Below are 17908 nucleotides of genomic sequence, written 5' to 3' on the forward strand. Positions count from 1 at the left end.
ATGACAGATCTGCCCGCCAGCGTACGCTGGCAGTTATGGATTGTGGCCTTCGGCTTCTTTATGCAGTCGCTGGATACCACCATCGTCAACACCGCCCTCCCCTCGATGGCCAAAAGCCTTGGGGAGAGCCCGCTGCACATGCATATGGTGGTGGTCTCGTATGTGCTAACGGTGGCAGTCATGCTACCGGCCAGCGGCTGGCTGGCGGACCGGGTTGGCGTGCGCAATATTTTTTTCAGCGCCATTGTGTTGTTTACCGTCGGCTCGCTGTTCTGCGCCCAGGCAACCACCCTCGATCAGTTGGTGATGTCCCGCGTGCTGCAAGGCGTCGGCGGCGCGATGATGGTACCGGTCGGGCGGCTAACGGTGATGAAAATCGTTCCGCGCGATCAGTATATGGCGGCGATGACCTTCGTCACCCTGCCCGGCCAGGTTGGCCCCCTGCTCGGCCCGGCGCTTGGCGGGGTACTGGTCGAATATGCTTCCTGGCACTGGATTTTCTTGATCAACATCCCGGTTGGCATCATCGGCGCTATCGCCACATTATGCCTGATGCCGAACTACACCCTGCAGACCCGGCGCTTTGATATCCTTGGTTTTATTCTGCTGGCGGTGGGAATGGCCACCCTGACGCTGGCGCTCGACGGTAAAAAAGGGCTAGGTATCTCGCCGCTGCTGCTCGCCGCGCTGGTCGCCGGTGGCCTGATGGCCATAATTTTTTATTTGTGGCACGCCCGCGGCAACGTTAACGCATTGTTCAGCCTCAATCTGTTTCGCAATAAAACCTTCTCGCTCGGTCTTGGCGGCAGCTTTGCCGGGCGTATCGGTAGCGGGATGTTACCGTTTATGACTCCGGTATTCCTGCAAATTGGCCTCGGCTTCTCGCCGTTCCACGCCGGGCTGATGATGATCCCGATGGTGCTGGGCAGCATGGGGATGAAACGCATCGTGGTGCAGGTAGTAAACCGCTTTGGCTATCGCCGCGTACTGGTTTTCGCAACCCTCGGCCTGGCGCTGGTGAGTTTATTGTTCATGGCCGTCGCTCTGGCCGGCTGGTACTGGCTGCTGCCGCTGGTGCTGTTTCTGCAGGGTATGATTAACTCCAGCCGTTTCTCATCAATGAATACCCTGACGCTAAAAGACCTGCCTGATGAGTTGGCCAGCAGCGGCAACAGCCTGCTCTCAATGGTTATGCAGCTCTCGATGAGTATCGGCGTGACCATCGCCGGGCTTTTGCTGGGTATGTACGGCCAGCAGCATATCAGCGCCGATGCGCCAGCCGTTCATCAGGTTTTCCTCTACACCTATCTGAGTATGGCGGTGATTATCGCCCTCCCGGCACTTATCTTTTCCCGTGTACCGAACGATGTCGGCAGCAACACCGTCATCCGCCGACGCAAAAGGAGTGAATCGTGAAACTTTGGCGCCCGGGTATCACCGGTAAGCTGTTCCTGGCTATTTTCGCCACCTGTATCGTGCTGCTGATTAGCATGCACTGGGCGGTGCGCATCAGCTTTGAGCGCGGCTTTATCGACTATATAAAACGCGGTAATGAACAGCGATTAACGATGCTCGGCGATGCGCTCAGTGAACAGTACGAGCAGCACGGCGACTGGAAGTTTTTGCGCAATAACGATCGGTTTATCTTCCAGTTACTGCGCACCTTCGAGCGCGATAACGACGAACGTCCACCGGGTGGTCCGGGCCCGCATGGCGAGCCAGGGCCAATGCCCGGGCCTGGCCCGCGGCCCGATATGCCGCCGCACGGCTGGCGCACGCAATTTTGGGTTGTCGATCAACAAGGGCGCGTGCTGGTAGGCCCGCGGGCGCCGGTACCGCAGGACGGCACCCGGCGCAACATTGTCGTCGACGGCGTGACCGTTGGGGCGGTGATCGCCTCGCCGGTCGAGCGGCTCACGCGCAACACGGATATCAATTTCGACCGCCAGCAAAAACGCACCAGTTGGCTGATCGTCGCCCTCGCCACCCTCCTCGCCGCTCTGGCTACTTTCCCGCTGGCCCGCGGGCTGCTGGCGCCGGTCAAACGGCTGGTGGAAGGCACCCATAAGCTGGCGGCGGGCGATTTCTCTACCCGCGTCACGGTCACCGGCGGGGATGAACTGGGTCGTCTGGCGCAGGATTTCAACCAGCTCGCCAGTACGCTTGAGCGTAACCAACAGATGCGCCGCGATTTAATGGCCGATATTTCGCATGAACTCCGCACGCCGTTAGCGGTCCTGCGCGGTGAACTGGAGGCCATTCAGGATGGAGTGCGAAAATTCACCCCGGATTCGATCTCTTCGCTGCAGGCGGAAGTCGGCACGCTCACCAAGCTGGTGGACGATCTGCATCAGTTGTCGATGTCCGATGAAGGCGCGTTAGCCTACCAGAAAGAGTCGGTGGATTTAATTGCGCTGCTGGAGGTCGCCGCAGGGGCGTTCCGTGAACGTTTCGCCAGCCGCGGGTTAACTATCGGCGTCTCGCTGCCGGATAACGCTGTCGTGTTCGGCGATCGCGATCGGCTGATGCAGTTGTTCAATAACCTGCTGGAAAACAGCCTGCGCTATACCGACCACGGCGGACGCCTGCTGATTAGCGCCAAACAAAACGGCCGCAGATTAATACTCGATTTCGCCGATAGCGGCCCCGGCGTTAGCGACGAGCAGCTGGCGCGGCTGTGCGAGCGTTTTTACCGCACCGAAGGTTCGCGTAACCGCGCCAGCGGCGGATCCGGCCTTGGGCTGGCAATCTGTATGAACATTGTCGCGGCCCACGGCGGCAGCCTGAACGCCAGCCATTCGCCTTTTGGCGGGGTTAGCATTAAAGTAGAATTACCTCTGGAACAGGATTTATCGAGGGACGTATGAGCGAATTACCCATTGATGAAAACACGCCGCGTATTTTAATCGTGGAAGACGAGCCTAAACTCGGTCAGTTGTTAATCGACTATTTGCAGGCCGCGAGCTATGCGCCAACGCTCATTGCGCATGGCGATCGCGTACTGCCCTATGTCCGCCAGACGCCCCCGCATTTAATCCTGCTGGATTTAATGCTGCCCGGCACCGACGGCCTGACCCTGTGCCGTGAGATCCGTCGTTTTTCCGATGTGCCAATCGTGATGGTCACCGCCAAAATCGAGGAGATCGATCGCCTGCTAGGGTTGGAGATCGGCGCCGACGACTATATCTGCAAACCGTATAGTCCGCGTGAAGTCGTGGCTCGCGTGAAAACGATCCTGCGTCGCTGCAAGCCACAGCGCGTTCTGCAGGCGCTGGATGCGCAAAGCCCGCTTATCGTTGATGAGAGCCGCTTCCAGGCCTCGTGGCGCGAAAAATTGCTGGACTTGACTCCCGCCGAGTTTCGGCTATTAAAAACGCTGTCGCAGGAGCCGGGTAAAGTCTTCTCCCGCGAACAACTGCTCAATCATCTGTACGACGATTATCGCGTGGTGACCGACCGCACCATAGATAGCCATATTAAAAACCTGCGCCGTAAGCTGGAATCGCTGGATGCCGAGCAGTCGTTTATTCGCGCCGTCTACGGCGTCGGCTATCGCTGGGAAGCCGACGCCTGTAGAATGGCATAGAGAGCTCCTCTCTGCGTTTGCCTCCTCCTCGCTACAATGAAAGGGTTACCGGTTCACCAACGTGTATGAATCTGTAGCCCAAAAAACACCTCACGGCGCAGACACAATATTTCCACGCCCTCTACGTTATAATCAGATAATAACTGGAACAGTCCGTGGTATAGTATATTCCTTTCATCACTACTCAACTGCGCAAGGAATGCCATGAGTAATATTCATAAAAAATATAAACCACGAAATATTATAAATGCACCACATATCAAATCCGCCATTATTTCCCGCAGCCAACAGCGTGGTGATAATGATAATATTCAAAGCTGGTTGACTAATCATTTTTATAGATGGACGATTGGCGATTTCTCGCCTGTATATTCGGTACGTTCCGCTGAGGATTACACCATCTATTTCGGCACTCATAGCGAAATACCCACCTGGCTGATTCCAAAACTGGATAGCGAAGAACGCTTTTATTACCTTAACCCCCAGCATCCACAACTGCTAGGAATGGAAAGAGACATTCTGGAGTTTCTTTCCCGGCAAAAAGGCACACGCTTAGAGGCTAAGCTACAGCGCATTAACTGTTTTACCTTGCTGGCTATGCGCGATGCGGAACACCTGAAAATGCAGCATCTGCGTGAACAGGGCTGGTATCCTTCCAACAGTGAGGCGCTAAAGCTAGTGCTATCAGTCCAAAACGGCAGGTTTGTCGAACTTGATGCGACCCACGCCGACCTGCGCAGTGAAATGGCGTATGAATCCTGGCATATGCAGCATTGCGTTGGGCAATTCGATGATAAAGGAACGCTTTCCGGGGGATATGGCGAATATTATGCCAGGCAAATTGAGCAAGGCATGCTGCGCCTGTTTAGCCTGCGCGACAACCACAATATTCCTCATGTCACAATAAGCCTGATTGTGAATAATGACGGACTAAGCATTGAGCAGATTAAAGGTAAACAGAATTGTTATCCTATTAAGAAATATGTCGCAGATGTTTTATCTCTTATCAGTCTTATCAATCCTCATCATGAACGCCACAAAGATTGCGAAGGTATGGGAATTGTGTATGAAAATACGCCGGAATATTCTGGTTGGAAATTCATTACCGATATTCATGATTTCAACTTTTTGCTTAACGTCCTGCATGATAATTTTCATTTAATGAAACACTTTCCTGCTCCACCGGTAGCTTTGCAGTGGTTGCTGTTACACAGCGCACCGGATGCGCTGCGTTATCTTCAGATGATTGATCCCAACGTGGCGACCGCGGCGGAAATGCTGTTTCCACAGCACGAATGGCACCCTACGCTTGCCGGCAAAAACACCAGCAATATCCCCTTCGTAATTGAAAGTCTGACACTGCAAACCACGCGTTACCTTTCTTTCTGTGGAGATAAACACTAATGTTCTGGATCGTTCTCATTATTTCCACAATATTTTTTGGCTGGCTGAATTACATAAAAAATAAGCCGCAGATTGCCGCCCGCCTCGACGAGGAGAAAAAACAGGATCGCCTGAAAGATCTCCGGCATGATACCCGACGGCGACAATGGGCGTTATCTCTGGCCGATATTCTTGCCCAACGAAATGGCCTTCCTTCGAAAGGCGTAACGCTGAAGTTTACCCTTGATGATGACCAACGCCAGCATTTGGCTCAGCAGGTCAGAAAAGAACTCAATCTGCACGAAAACCTCAACGATATAGCGCTGCGCCAGCAGGTTGCGGATATTTTGCGCCGCTGGCCCTCGGGCATAGGCAATTCACCACGCACGTTCTACCACCATCTTGCGATTCTGGGCCAGGTTCGCGACGCATTGGCGTTTGACTGTATGCGCACAGCCTTTCTCACCCGCTGTATCGCGGGGCTCGGCTGGTGTGACGAAAATCAGGCATGGTTGGTGCTGCTACTTAACGCCCAGCGTGCACAGGACTGTTTTCATTCCTGGGAAGATTATACCACCGCCTACGTTCGTGCCCGTCAGGTATGGCTAAAGCTGAATGATATACCAACGTCAATGGTTGGACGTGATTTACAGGAAGCCACTCATTTTCTGAAAGACCCTTTCAGCCGCTGGCGACAACTACCATGGAATGAATTCAAAATTTTCGACCCAATGTAAAAGGAGTAGTTATGGAAAAGGACGACCGTTTGGCCAAGGCCATGCTTGAGATGTGTAATTATACGATGCCGCTTAATAACGGACAACGCGAATGGTCCATCGCAGATATTTCCGGCTTGCTACGCGATGCGCGATATGACGAACTTGATACGCTTTATATGCAAGCGCTGGCGGATAGTTTTACCAGCCGTGAAGCGGAAAAGCGTTATTTCCTTGCCTGGACGCAGATGTGTAACCATTTTTATGATATGGACGCGCTGGTCGAGGCCGGGCCGGAAGGGTTAGCACTGATCAAAAACTGGCAGCGCGCCCGCCCTCGCTCCACGCATGCCTGGCTTGCAGAAGCGCAATACTGGAACCACCGTGCCTGGCTCTACCGCAGCTACGGCTGGGCGAAAGAAACCACCCAGGCAATGTGGATCTGCGCCGCCGCCTGTAACGAACGGATGGTAATTGCCGCCCTCAATGCAATCGACTGCGAACCACGCCAATGGATGGCTGCCGCGTTGACCAGCACCAACTCCAAGGTCTTCGGCCAGCCGGACTGGCTGGTTGAATTTCTGAGAGGAGCAGAGGTTTCAGGACAGCCATTGATGGTAGAACTTGTCGAATATCATCGCCAGTCACCTCAGGAGATGGACGCGTTGATGGCGCATTCCGGGCTGTCGTTTGCGGACGCAATTTGCCCCCCTCTACCGCGTCCGTTTTTACTGACTGAACGCGATGACGCTGATGCACAAACCATTTGGCTCGCGACTTGCCTGACTATTTTCCCAACCGCTTTCTACGTGCTGGATGAATATATACCGTTTCGCATGCCACGCTGGGGCGGCTCACATGAAGAGATCCGCCACTTTTTGGCATTACCTGAGTGCGATCATCTTTCCGCCGCGGAACGCGAGCATCTGGAGCTATTGATCTGGTGGGATATTCACCGCGACCTGGAGATCAAAGAGGTCGACTCTCCATCAGAACGAGAACGCATTATCGCCAAAGCCGAGGACATTGCCCAGCGAGCGCATCTGCCGGAGTCTCGTCATAACGCGCTAGAATGGCTGCAGGTTTGCTATAGCGATCTGGAAGATAATGACGCACTCTGGCGAATCCTTCAGCGTTCGATCGCGGAAAAAGTTAAGCTCAACAATTACTTCACCGCCTATGCAATAAAGTTTGCGCTACGTGATTTCCCGGACAGCAGGTGGATTTATAATTTCCTCTGCCAGAATACGCAGCAATCAGAGCACTGTGCACCGAAAATCTATCGTGGCTACTTTCAGTATGTGGGATTATTCGGGTATGAAAAAGATGAAACACAAGGCGCAGCCTGGCTGGATAGTGTTGCCGATATCGAATACAACCATAACTGGCAGGACGTAATTAAAGATTTCCATTGGCTAGGGCTTCCGCAGCATTTCGTGCCGCTGGCGGAACTGGGAGCTCAAAGAAATATACCCGCCGCACTGAATCTGCTGGGTCTTGAGTACATCGATAAAGCCGAAGATAGTCTGCTACCTTACGATCCTGTTACCGCCCTGAATTACTTTCAGCACGCGGCGGAGATACTGCAGGAACAGATTGAGCTGCGCGATAGTCACCCGCACAGCCTAATCGTGAATGGGGGATATACCGAGTTCGAAGACGATCTGCAAAATATCCATTTCAACATTGCCATCTGCTATCAGAGACTGAGCAAACAAGAATTCGAAGCAGAAAAACGTTCCGTTTATGAAAAAGCGCTGCTCGATCATCTCTGGCTCGCGCATCAGTTTGGCCATAAAGCGGCCCGGGGATTATTTCTGCTAAATATTTTTGAAGTGAAGGATATTACGCTGGCGCATGAGCATTTAGAGCTGGTGCGGGAAGAGGCCAATAAAGGCACGCTGGAAGCGATGGTCACCCTGTCGCGCCTGTACGGTAATAAGCTTGATAAGTCATTATTCAACATGAAGCTTAGTGCGCGCTGGACACATTTTGCTGTCACGTTATACCCACATAGTGAAATCATTGAGGATTGCCTTTACCATCTGCATTTTTCTAGTTTAAGCAAACGTCTTCGCTTTGCCTGGTACACCTTCCGCATTCCGGACACCGAGCTACCGGGACAAGTCAACACCATGGTGTAAGGTGGTTTACTCCCTCTTTCCACGGCGCTACAATGCCCGCCCTTAATGTGGGGACACTCCCCCGAATCGCCGTACCTGGTGCGGCGAGTCTGACCTGTCATCAGAACGAGAACATCATGTTTAAACCGGAACTCCTTTCCCCGGCGGGAACGCTGAAAAATATGCGTTACGCTTTCGCTTATGGCGCCGATGCGGTCTACGCCGGCCAGCCGCGTTACTCACTGCGCGTGCGCAACAATGAATTTAACCACGAAAACCTGCAGCTCGGCATCAATGAGGCCCACGAGCTGGGGAAAAAATTCTACGTAGTGGTTAACATCGCGCCGCATAACGCCAAGTTGAAAACGTTCATTCGCGATCTCAAACCGGTAGTGGAGATGGGCCCGGACGCGCTGATTATGTCCGATCCTGGTTTAATCATGCTGGTGCGCGAGAACTTCCCTGATATGCCGATACACCTTTCGGTACAGGCTAACGCCGTCAACTGGGCGACGGTGAAATTCTGGCAGCAAATGGGACTAACCCGCGTGATCCTGTCCCGCGAGCTGTCGCTGGACGAGATCGCCGAAATTCGCAGCCAGGTGCCGGAAATGGAAATCGAGATTTTCGTCCATGGCGCGCTGTGCATGGCCTACTCCGGCCGCTGCCTGCTCTCCGGCTATATCAACAAACGTGACCCTAACCAGGGTACCTGCACCAACGCCTGCCGCTGGGAGTACAACGTCCAGGAAGGCAAAGAAGATGATGTGGGTAATATCGTCCACAAGCATGAGCCTATCCCGGTGCAGAACGTTGAACCCACTCTCGGTATCGGCGCGCCAACCGACCAGGTATTTATGATTGAGGAAGCCAAACGTCCGGGCGAGTACATGACCGCCTTCGAAGACGAACACGGCACCTACATCATGAACTCTAAAGATCTCCGCGCAATCGCCCACGTGGAGCGCCTGACCCAGATGGGCGTGCACTCGCTGAAAATTGAAGGCCGCACCAAATCCTTCTACTACTGCGCGCGCACCGCCCAGGTGTACCGTAAAGCGATTGACGACGCCGCCGCCGGTAAACCGTTCGACACCAGTCTGCTGGAGACGCTGGAAGGTCTGGCCCACCGCGGCTATACCGAAGGCTTCCTGCGTCGCCACACCCACGACGACTATCAGAATTATGAATACGGCTATTCGGTTTCCGAACGCCAGCAGTTTGTCGGCGAATTCACCGGCAAGCGTAACGGTAATTTGGCCGAAGTGGCGGTGAAAAATAAGTTCTCGGTCGGCGACAGCCTGGAGGTCATGACTCCGCAAGGCAACGTCAACTTTACGCTCGAACATATGGAGAACGCCAAAGGCGAAGCAATGCCGGTCGCGCCGGGAGACGGTTATATCGTCTGGCTGCCGCTGCCGGAGGATATGGCGCTGGAGTATGGTTTGCTGATGCGTAATTTCAACGGCGAGTCGACGCGCAATCCGCATAAAAATTAGTTTATTGGCGTTATTTTTTCACTATGTATGGATATTAGAATCGGATCACATACCGTTACGTTCGAAGCAGGTATCATCCATTTCGCTGAAAAACATAACCCATAAATGCTAGCTGTACCAGGAACCACCTCCTTAGCCTGCGTAATCTCCCTTACGCGGGCTTATTTTTTATGCATCCCATTTTCCCGACTTTCTTATTCCATGACGCCATTCATGCGATACACTGAGGATGACGACTAAGAATGAGGCGATAAAGGATGACCCAATTTCCAGCCAGCTTATTAATTCTCAACGGTAAAGGCGCAAATGAACCCCAACTGCGCGAAGCCGTTAACCTCCTGCGCGAAGAAGGTATCGAGATACACGTCCGCGTGACCTGGGAGAAAGGCGATGCGATTCGTTTTGTCGAGGAAGCCGAAACGCTCAAGGTGGCGACGGTAATTGCCGGCGGCGGCGATGGCACAATTAATGAAGTCGCCACCGCGCTGGTCCAGCGCGGCAGCAATATGGCGCTGGGAATACTCCCCCTCGGCACAGCCAATGATTTCGCCACCAGCGTCGGCATCCCGCAGGATTTAGCCAGCGCGCTGAAGCTGGCGATAGCCGGGCGCGATGTCCCTATTGATGTGGTACGCGTTAACAACGAGGCCGGGTTTATCAATATGGCCACTGGCGGCTTTGGTACCCGCATCACCACCGAAACGCCGGAAAAACTAAAAGCCGCGCTCGGTGGCGTCTCCTATCTGATTCATGGCCTGACGCGCATGGATACCCTGAAGCCGGACCGCTGCGAAATTCGCGGCGAGAACTTTCACTGGCAGGGCGATGCGCTGGTTATCGGCATCGGCAATGGCCGTCAGGCCGGCGGCGGTCAGCAACTGTGCCCTGAAGCATTAATTAACGACGGGCTACTGCATCTGCGTATTTTTACCGGCGAAGAGCTGTTACCGGCATTGTTCAGTACTCTCGCTAATCCCGATAATTCGCCAAACCTGATCGACGGCGTATCGCCGTGGTTTGAAGTCACCGCCGCCCATGAAATGACCTTCAACCTTGATGGCGAACCGCTAAGCGGCAAATCTTTCCGGATGGAAATCCTCGGCGAGGCGCTACGCTGCCGTCTGCCGCCGGACTGTATGCTACTGCGTTAAAACATCAGGGCGGGATATACCCGCCCTGACAACGTTATGAATATTCTACCCCTTCCCTGACGCCGCTTGCCTTACGGGCAAAGCCCGGCTGCTCAACGCGAATAAACGGGCACAGACAAAACGCCAGCAGATAGAGCGCGGTATAAGCCACCACCACGCCGATGGTGCTGAAGTGCGGCAGCAGCACCACCGCAATTGCCGGCGCGAGGAAATTCGACAGCCCGGCCGACAGGTTATAAACCGAAATCGCCGCCCCTTTATGATTTGGCTCCAGCGCCGGGAACACCGCCGCCATCGGCACAAACGCCGCGACGAAAATCCCCAGCGCAATCGCCGGCACCAGCGCCATGGCGAAGTTATGGCCGAAGTGCTGCGGCAGGTAGTAAAACGCCAGGCTCGACAGCGCCATGCCGATGCAGCCGAACCAGCGCACCACTTTCATCCAGCCCATTTTCTCCGCCACAATCCCCCAGAAGACGTTGGAGAAGATGGTGGTGAAGAAGAACGCCGCCCACACCTGCAGCCATTCGGAAGTGGTGAAGCCAAGCTCATCGACGAACATCATCGGCATGACCACCGCGAAGCCGAACAGCGACAGGGTGTTGATAATGCGCACGATGCTGGAGAGCATAATGCTGCGGTTGGTGTAGATAAGGGTCACCGCGCGCCCCAGCTCGGAGAACTTCTCGCGGGTGGTGAGATTCTGCATATGGCGCGGGGTTTCGGTGTTACGCAGCGCCGCCAGGGCAATCAGCCCGCCGGTGACACAGAACGCCAGCGCCAGCCACAGGGTGCCCATCTCGCCAATGTGCGGGATGGTGAAGCTCGGGATATAGCTGCCGAACACGCCGATACCGACGGAGTAGACCGCCCAGAACCAGCCCAGCGCCGAGCTGGAGCTGTCGCTGCGGACGTTATGGATAATGGCGACGATAAACGAGTAGAGGAACAGCGGATAGGCCAGACCGCGGATACCGTAAAACAGCAGAATTAAGGCATAGTTGGCGCGGCCAAGGCCGAAAACGAGGAACAGAACGTGGAACACGCACCACAGCACGAAACCGATAAACATGGTTTTACGCGGGGTGATAATTTCCGCGACCACGCCGGAAACCCAGGCCGAGAGGGCGGCGGCGAGGCCGTAGAGGGTGAAGGCGAAAGAGGCCTGCGCCGGGCTGAAGCCCAGCTCCTTGATGTAGTGCGAGAGGAAGGCGAGTTCAAAACCGTCGCCGGTCATAAACACGGCGATGGCGACGTATCCCCAGATAAGATTCAGCGGCAGACCCATCCACTGTTTGTGATTAACGGACATGGTGACCTCGTTGTTGTAGGGTGCAGGAGAATCACTCCGGCAGTTTCGCCGGAGCGTCATATGTCTTATTGCTGTCGAAAATGTCGGTCGTTGAGGTACAGAGACTGGAAATGGGCGTAACGCGGCATCAGCGCCTGATGACGCTGCGGATCCGCCTGCCAGGTTTGCCAGATTTCCGGCTTATGGCAAACACTTGCCAGCGGTTTGCCCGCCGCCAGGCAGGCCAGACGCGCTGCTCCGAGCGCGCCGCCGGTTTCCCCACCTTTATGCGTCACCACCGGCATCGCCAGGATATCCGCCAGCAGTTGCGCCCAGAACGGACTGCGGGCGCCGCCGCCAACCAGTGAGCACTGGTCGATACGGGTTCCGCTCTCCTGCAACACGCGCAGGCCGTCAGCAATACCGAAGCTCACTCCCTCCAGCACCGCATATCCCAGTTGAGCGCGCAGGCTGGCATGGGTCATTCCCCAGAACATACCGCGCGCCAGAGGATCGTTATGCGGGGTACGCTCGCCGGAAAGATAAGGCAGGAAGTATGGCGCATTGGCTTTTTCGTCTGCGCTTAACTGGGCAATCTCCTCCAGTAGCGCCACTTCGGTGGTACCGGTCAGACGACAGAACCACTGCAGACAGCTGGCGGCGCTGAGCATCACGCTCATCTGATGCCACAGGTTCGGTAGCACATGACAGAAAGCATGCACCGCCGACTGCGGCGCCGGACGATAGCTGTCGGTGACGACAAACAGCACGCCGGAGGTACCCAGCGAGATAAAAGCGTCTCCCGGCGACACCGCGCCAACGCCAATCGCGCTGACTGCATTATCGCCGCCGCCCCCCGCCACCAGCACCGAAGGATTAAGCCCCCAGCGTTCGGCAATGTCTGCCGCCAGGGTGGCGGAAACGTCGCATCCTTCCACCAGTTCCGGCATTTGTTGCCGCGTCAGGCCGCACTTTTGCAGCAGCGCGTCGGACCAGTCCCGTCGCGCGACATCCAGCCACAGGGTGCCGGCGGCATCCGACATATCGGAGACTTTTTTGCCGGTCATCTTGTAGCGCAGAAAATCCTTCGGCAGCAGTACGCAGGCGGTACGGGCGAAATGCTGCGGTTCGTGACGCCGCACCCACAGCAGTTTCGGCGCGGTAAACCCCGGCATTGCCAGATTACCAGCCACCTTATGCAGCTCTGGCGCCATCTCTTCAAGCTCGGCGCACTCCTGCGCGCAGCGGGTATCGTTCCATAAAATCGCCGGGCGAATCACTTCGCCGCTGGCATCCAGCAGTACGGCCCCGTGCATCTGCCCGGAAAGGCCGATGGCTTTAATCGCCGACCAATGGCTCGCGCACTTCTCGCGCAGAGTGGCAATCAGATATTCTGTCGCTTCCCACCACGCCTGCGGCGATTGTTCAGACCACTGCGGATGCGGCCGTTGAATGGTCAATGGCGCGCTATGGCTGGCGACGACCGCATTGTTTTCATCCAGCACCAGCGCTTTAACTTCCGAAGTGCCGAGATCGATACCTAAATACATGGCGCCTCCTGCTGGGTCAGCGCGTAGACGGCGGCGATTTGCTCACGCAGCAGCGCGTGGAAATCCGCCGATTCCGCCAGCTCGCCAAACAGGGCTTTATCACCGGCGTACTGGGTGATCGGGTCAGGCGAATTAAACATGGCGTGTACCGCCGATTCATCAAGAATTCCGTCCTGGTACTGATACGGTAAAGCCCCTTTATGCCACTGCTGCATAAAGACGAAGAACAGCGCCGGCAACATAGCGGTAGCCTGCGGGCGCACGCCGCGCTGGTAGCACTCCTGCAGGGTTGGGGCAATCATCGCCGGGATTTTTGAGAATCCATCGGCTGCCACCCGCTGGTTGGTGTCCTGGATATAGGGGTTGGTAAAACGCTTGAGTACCACGTCGCGATAGGTTGCCAGGTCGATGCCGTTATCACCCAGACACGGGATCACATCTTCGCTGACGTAACGCTCAGCAATGGCGTAGATGGCATCGGTAAGCGTACTCTCGTGAATATATTGCTGGCCCAACAGGGTTCCCGCCCAGGCAATACAGCTATGTGACGCGTTAAGAATGCGAATCTTCGCCTCTTCATAGGGGATAACCGACGCCACCATCTCCACGCCCACCGTCTCAAGCGCCGGGCGCTCAGCGCGGAAATTATCTTCTACTACCCATTGAATAAAGGTTTCGCCCATCACCGGCGCTTTATCATCGATGCCGGTTTGCGCTTTGATACGTGGCGCCAGATCGGCGGCCGGGCGCGGCGTGATACGATCGACCATCGTGTTTGGGCAGGTCGCGTTCTCCGCCAGCCAGTCAATAACCTGCTGTTTACCGGTCAGTTGCAGAAATTCCACCAGTCCATCATGGAAACGTTCGCCGTTGTGGCGCACGTTGTCACAGTTGAGCAGCGTCAGCGGACCCGCATCGTCGGCGATGCGTTTTTCAAGAATCCGGGTGATGGTGCCATAAATGGTTTTGCAATCTCCCTGCAAATCGGCCTGCAGATCGGCGTTGCTGGTTTCCAGGCGATGCTGCGTATTGAGGTAATAACCCCCTTCCGTCACCGTGAAAGCAATGACTTTAGTCTGCGGGTTCGCGCCTTCATCAATCAGCGGCTGCAGTCCCGCCTGCCACGGCAGTAATTTTTGAATTGAGGCGATCTCTTCATATTCGCGCTCCCCTTCCGGGCTCACCGTCTCGAGGACGTAGCGTCCTCTCTGCTCCGCCAGCGCCTGCACCACGTGCTCGGCGTCGTTACGAATATTTCCCGCCGCGATATGCCAGCGCGAATCGCCGGAAACCCGCAGTCGATGCAGGTACCACGCCTGATGCGCGCGATGGAAAGAACCGAGACCAATGTGAAGCCATGTGAATTGCGTATTCATGTTCTGCTCTCCTTGAGGTGATGCGGCTCACTGTAGATGATCATTTGAATCAAATAAGAGCTACGGATCACAAAAGAGCAATTACCCATTAAAATTACAAATGACCAAAATAGAGCAAAAGCTTGCCTGTTTTGAAAACCGCAGCCAAAATGCGGGTATCTGCGCTACTGCGCCCGCGTATTTAAGGCAGGACACCGTGAGTAAAGAAGACGACATCAGGCTGGATCAGAAGGTCCGCGCCGCATGGATGTACTACATTGCCGGTCAGAATCAGAGCGAAATCGCCAGCCATCTTGGCACCTCAAGGCCGGTGGTCCAGCGCCTTATCGCCGCGGCGAAAGAAGAAGGGATTGTGTCGATTGGCTTGCATCATCCGGTGGCGAACTGCCTCGATTATGCGCAGTTGTTGCAGGAAAAGTATCAACTCATCGAGTGCAATATCGTGCCGACCTACAACGAAGAGAGCACGCTGGATAGCGTTTCCTTCGGTTGTTATCAGTTGATGGCCCGCTACCTGCAGAGCGATAACGCCAAAATAATCGGCATTGGTTCTGGATTAACGCTGAAAAAAACCATCCAGCGCATTGATTTCGATAGCCCGAACAGCCGCTGCGTGGCGCTGATTAGCGCAATGAACGATGAAGGAAAATGCAACTACTACGATGATGTGCCGTTGCTGCTGGCGCGGAAAATTCAGGCCAACTACTACCAGTGGCCCGCGCCGCGCTATGCGCAAACCCGTCAGGAACATGAGATGTGGTGCGGCAGCCGCCTGTTCAGCAACGTTTCTGCCGCAGCGCAGCAGGCGGACGTTATTTTCGTCGGTATCGGCCCATTGGGTACCCAAAGCCCGATCTTCAAAGACGGGTTTATTAATAAAGTCCAACTGGATGAACTGACGGCGCGCGGGGGCATCGGCGAGATCCTCGGCCGCTTTATCGATGCCGACGGCTCCGTCGTCGACAGCGAAATTAATCGCCTGATCACCAGCTACGATATCCGCCAAAACCAGTGCCCGCGGATAGCCGTCGCCTGTGGCGAGAACAAGCGCCCGGCGATCCTCGCGGCGTTAAAAGGCGGCTGGATTAACGGCCTGGTGACCGATGAACATACCGCCCGCTGGCTGCTGACGCGCTAGCGCCAGCGGTTTTTCACGCCAGATGCTCGCGGCTGCTAATCAGCAGCGGCGGGATCTCTACCCGCTGCTGGCTGGCTTCGCCTGCGTCGATGATATTGAATACCGCTTCCAGCATCGCCGGGACGTTCTGCTGCACCATGTCAATATCGTGACCCAATAGATAAACAAATGGGTCCCAGTCAAAACAGCCCATCGGCGGCTGCTCGACGCCGGTCAGCCCCAACTGCGCCAGCCATCTCACCACCCCTTCCAGCGAGATGGTCGAGTTAACGAAGAACCCCTGCAGATGTTCATCGGCGCTTTTAAAACGCGCCTGCATACAGGCTTCCACTTTGCCTTTTGAATAGCCCGGAGAAAGAATGTTTTCTTCCGGCACGCTCATGCCGCGCGCCGCATGAGCATCGCGAAATCCGCGTAAACGCTCCAGAGTGTTGTGGTCGCTGCTGCGCCCGCCGACAAAATACAGCGGCGCCAGTTTGCCGTGGCGATTGAGACTGTTATCAAGAATTTTATCGGTCAACGCGCGGGCGCCCGCGTAGTTATCTGAGATCACCGACGGCGCGGTGGAGCCCGGCAGGTCAAGGTTAACCGTCGGCACCCCCGCCTGCTGACATAGCTCGGTAATTTTATCCGGATTAGTCGCCCCGGTCGCCACCACCCAGTCCACCTGCCAGGAGAGCATCGCTTTCACCGCTTCGATTTCCAGCTCGGGTCGACGGCGAGTACAGGTAATAATCGGCAGCAGGCCGCGCTCACGCGCCATCTCTTCAAAGCCTTCCGCCACTGAACCAAAATAGCGGTTGTCGTATTTGGGGACAATCATCCCGATGACATGCGATTTTTTACTACGCAACATGCTGGCCTGGCGATTAATCGCGTAGCCCTGCTCTTGCGCAATGCGCGTCACTTTTTCCGCAAGTTTGGCGCTGATACGGCGTTTTTTCCAGTTGCCATTGAGGATCGCGCTCACCGCGCTTGCCGAAACGCCGGATAATTCCGCCAGATCGTAGATAGTGATTTTTTTCATTTTCCCAACTTGCGTCACAAATTCATTTCGCTGTTAATTTCCCCACTTGCTCAATCGATGAAGCTGGCGCAACATTAGCTTCATCGATTGAGCAACCATGACGCTCGCTAGCGTATACACTCAATAATCGTTCAGACATCAGCAAATTGAAGTAAATGGTGCTGATATTCAATAGCTTAACTTAGTTACTCCTGCTCTGACAGGCCAGATTGTTGTAGCAGGTAACCGCTCCTCAACCTCGTCGAGTCCCGCTTGATGAGCAAAACAGACAACATGAAGGATTATAAAATGAACCACTCCGTATCCTCTATGAATACTTCTCTTAGCGGCAAAGTCGCCGCGGTCACCGGCGCCGCTTCCGGCATTGGTCTTGAATGCGCGAAAACCCTGCTTGGCGCGGGCGCGAAGGTGGTTCTGATCGACCGTGAAGGCGAAAAGCTCAACAAGATTGTGGCAGAGCTTGGCGAAAACGCTTTTGCTTTACAGGTCGATCTGATGCAGGGCGATCAGGTGGATAAGATCATTGACGGCATCCTGCAACTTGCCGGACGTCTCGATATCTTCCACGCCAACGCCGGCGCTTACATCGGCGGCCCGGTCGCCGAGGGCGACCCGGACGTCTGGGATCGCGTGCTGCACCTCAATACTAACGCCGCCTTCCGCTGCGTACGTAGCGTGCTGCCGCATATGATCGCGCAAAAATCCGGTGATATTATTTTCACCAGCTCCATCGCCGGCGTGGTGCCGGTTATCTGGGAACCTATCTATACCGCCTCAAAATTCGCCGTACAGGCGTTTGTTCATACTACCCGCCGCCAGGTTTCCCAGCACGGCGTCCGCGTCGGCGCGGTACTGCCGGGCCCGGTGGTCACCGCCCTGCTCGATGACTGGCCGAAAGAGAAAATGGAAGAAGCGCTGGCTAACGGCAGCCTGATGCAGCCTATCGAAGTTGCCGAATCGGTGCTGTTTATGGTCACCCGTTCGAAAAACGTCACCGTACGCGACCTGGTTATTCTGCCTAACAGCGTTGATTTATAACCCCCGGTATCGGTGACTAAAAGGACGATT

The 17908-nt window shown here is 55.2% G+C and carries 14 protein-coding genes; 10 read left to right on the top strand and 4 right to left on the bottom strand.

Features of this window, described 5'->3' with window-relative positions:
- The 8 genes from PGR29_RS05780 (at position 1) to yegS (ending at position 10458) form a co-directional block, all read left to right on the top strand.
- Positions 1–1416 (top strand): MFS transporter, encoded by a 1416-nt coding sequence (locus PGR29_RS05780; RefSeq protein ID WP_113373482.1) that lies wholly within the window; start codon positions 1–3, stop codon positions 1414–1416.
- Positions 1413–2867: a two-component system sensor histidine kinase BaeS gene (baeS, locus tag PGR29_RS05785; RefSeq protein WP_213794955.1), complete on the top strand. Its 1455-nt coding sequence runs from the start codon at positions 1413–1415 to the stop codon at positions 2865–2867. Before PGR29_RS05780 ends, baeS begins: the two co-directional genes overlap by 4 nt.
- Entirely contained in the window at positions 2864–3586 is a 723-nt protein-coding gene (gene baeR / locus PGR29_RS05790; RefSeq protein ID WP_087860434.1) for a two-component system response regulator BaeR, read from the top strand. The genes baeS and baeR overlap by 4 nt, the downstream gene beginning before the upstream one ends.
- A gap of 204 nt (positions 3587–3790) precedes the next feature.
- A complete protein-coding gene (locus PGR29_RS05795) occupies positions 3791–4990 on the top strand; it encodes a cytoplasmic protein (protein WP_316424225.1) in 1200 nt (399 codons plus the stop codon).
- Positions 4990–5706: a DUF1266 domain-containing protein gene (locus PGR29_RS05800; protein ID WP_316424226.1), complete on the top strand. Its 717-nt coding sequence runs from the start codon at positions 4990–4992 to the stop codon at positions 5704–5706. The genes PGR29_RS05795 and PGR29_RS05800 overlap by 1 nt, the downstream gene beginning before the upstream one ends.
- Positions 5707–5717: 11 nt before the next feature.
- Complete coding sequence (locus PGR29_RS05805; RefSeq protein ID WP_316424227.1) at positions 5718–7829, top strand: DUF4034 domain-containing protein; 2112 nt, start codon at positions 5718–5720, stop codon at positions 7827–7829.
- Positions 7830–7945: 116 nt separating this feature from the next.
- The gene (yegQ, locus tag PGR29_RS05810; protein WP_032714942.1) at positions 7946–9307 is read left to right on the top strand and encodes a tRNA 5-hydroxyuridine modification protein YegQ; all 1362 of its coding nucleotides are present in this window, start codon (positions 7946–7948) and stop codon (positions 9305–9307) included.
- Positions 9308–9564: 257 nt separating this feature from the next.
- Positions 9565–10458, top strand: coding sequence for a lipid kinase YegS (gene yegS, locus PGR29_RS05815; protein ID WP_047078109.1), 894 nt, complete (start codon positions 9565–9567; stop codon positions 10456–10458).
- 34 nt (positions 10459–10492) lie between these two features.
- Here yegS and PGR29_RS05820 read toward each other — a convergent pair whose 3' ends face one another.
- The 3 genes from PGR29_RS05820 to dalD form a co-directional block, all read right to left on the bottom strand.
- Positions 10493–11770 (bottom strand): RbtT/DalT/CsbX family MFS transporter, encoded by a 1278-nt coding sequence (locus tag PGR29_RS05820; RefSeq protein ID WP_316424228.1) that lies wholly within the window; start codon positions 11768–11770, stop codon positions 10493–10495.
- A 65-nt stretch (positions 11771–11835) separates the two neighbouring features.
- Complete coding sequence (xylB, locus tag PGR29_RS05825; protein WP_316424229.1) at positions 11836–13299, bottom strand: xylulokinase; 1464 nt, start codon at positions 13297–13299, stop codon at positions 11836–11838.
- The gene (gene dalD, locus PGR29_RS05830) at positions 13290–14675 is read right to left on the bottom strand and encodes a D-arabinitol 4-dehydrogenase (protein ID WP_316424230.1); all 1386 of its coding nucleotides are present in this window, start codon (positions 14673–14675) and stop codon (positions 13290–13292) included. Before dalD ends, xylB begins: the two co-directional genes overlap by 10 nt.
- 196 nt (positions 14676–14871) lie before the next feature.
- Here dalD and PGR29_RS05835 point away from each other — a divergent pair, with 196 nt between their 5' ends.
- Positions 14872–15813, top strand: a complete 942-nt coding sequence (locus tag PGR29_RS05835) for a sugar-binding transcriptional regulator (protein ID WP_113375075.1) — start codon at positions 14872–14874, stop codon at positions 15811–15813.
- A gap of 13 nt (positions 15814–15826) precedes the next feature.
- Here the strand turns inward: PGR29_RS05835 and PGR29_RS05840 are convergent, their stop codons facing one another.
- The gene (locus tag PGR29_RS05840) at positions 15827–16840 is read right to left on the bottom strand and encodes a LacI family DNA-binding transcriptional regulator (protein WP_087859656.1); all 1014 of its coding nucleotides are present in this window, start codon (positions 16838–16840) and stop codon (positions 15827–15829) included.
- Between the two features lie 288 nt (positions 16841–17128).
- Here PGR29_RS05840 and PGR29_RS05845 point away from each other — a divergent pair, with 288 nt between their 5' ends.
- The gene (locus PGR29_RS05845) at positions 17129–17878 is read left to right on the top strand and encodes an SDR family oxidoreductase (protein WP_045398225.1); all 750 of its coding nucleotides are present in this window, start codon (positions 17129–17131) and stop codon (positions 17876–17878) included.
- Positions 17879–17908 lie beyond the last annotated feature (30 nt).

Origin of the sequence: Klebsiella sp. 141203, from assembly GCF_032601985.1 — a bacterium.
Classification (GTDB): Bacteria; Pseudomonadota; Gammaproteobacteria; order Enterobacterales; family Enterobacteriaceae; genus Klebsiella; species Klebsiella aerogenes.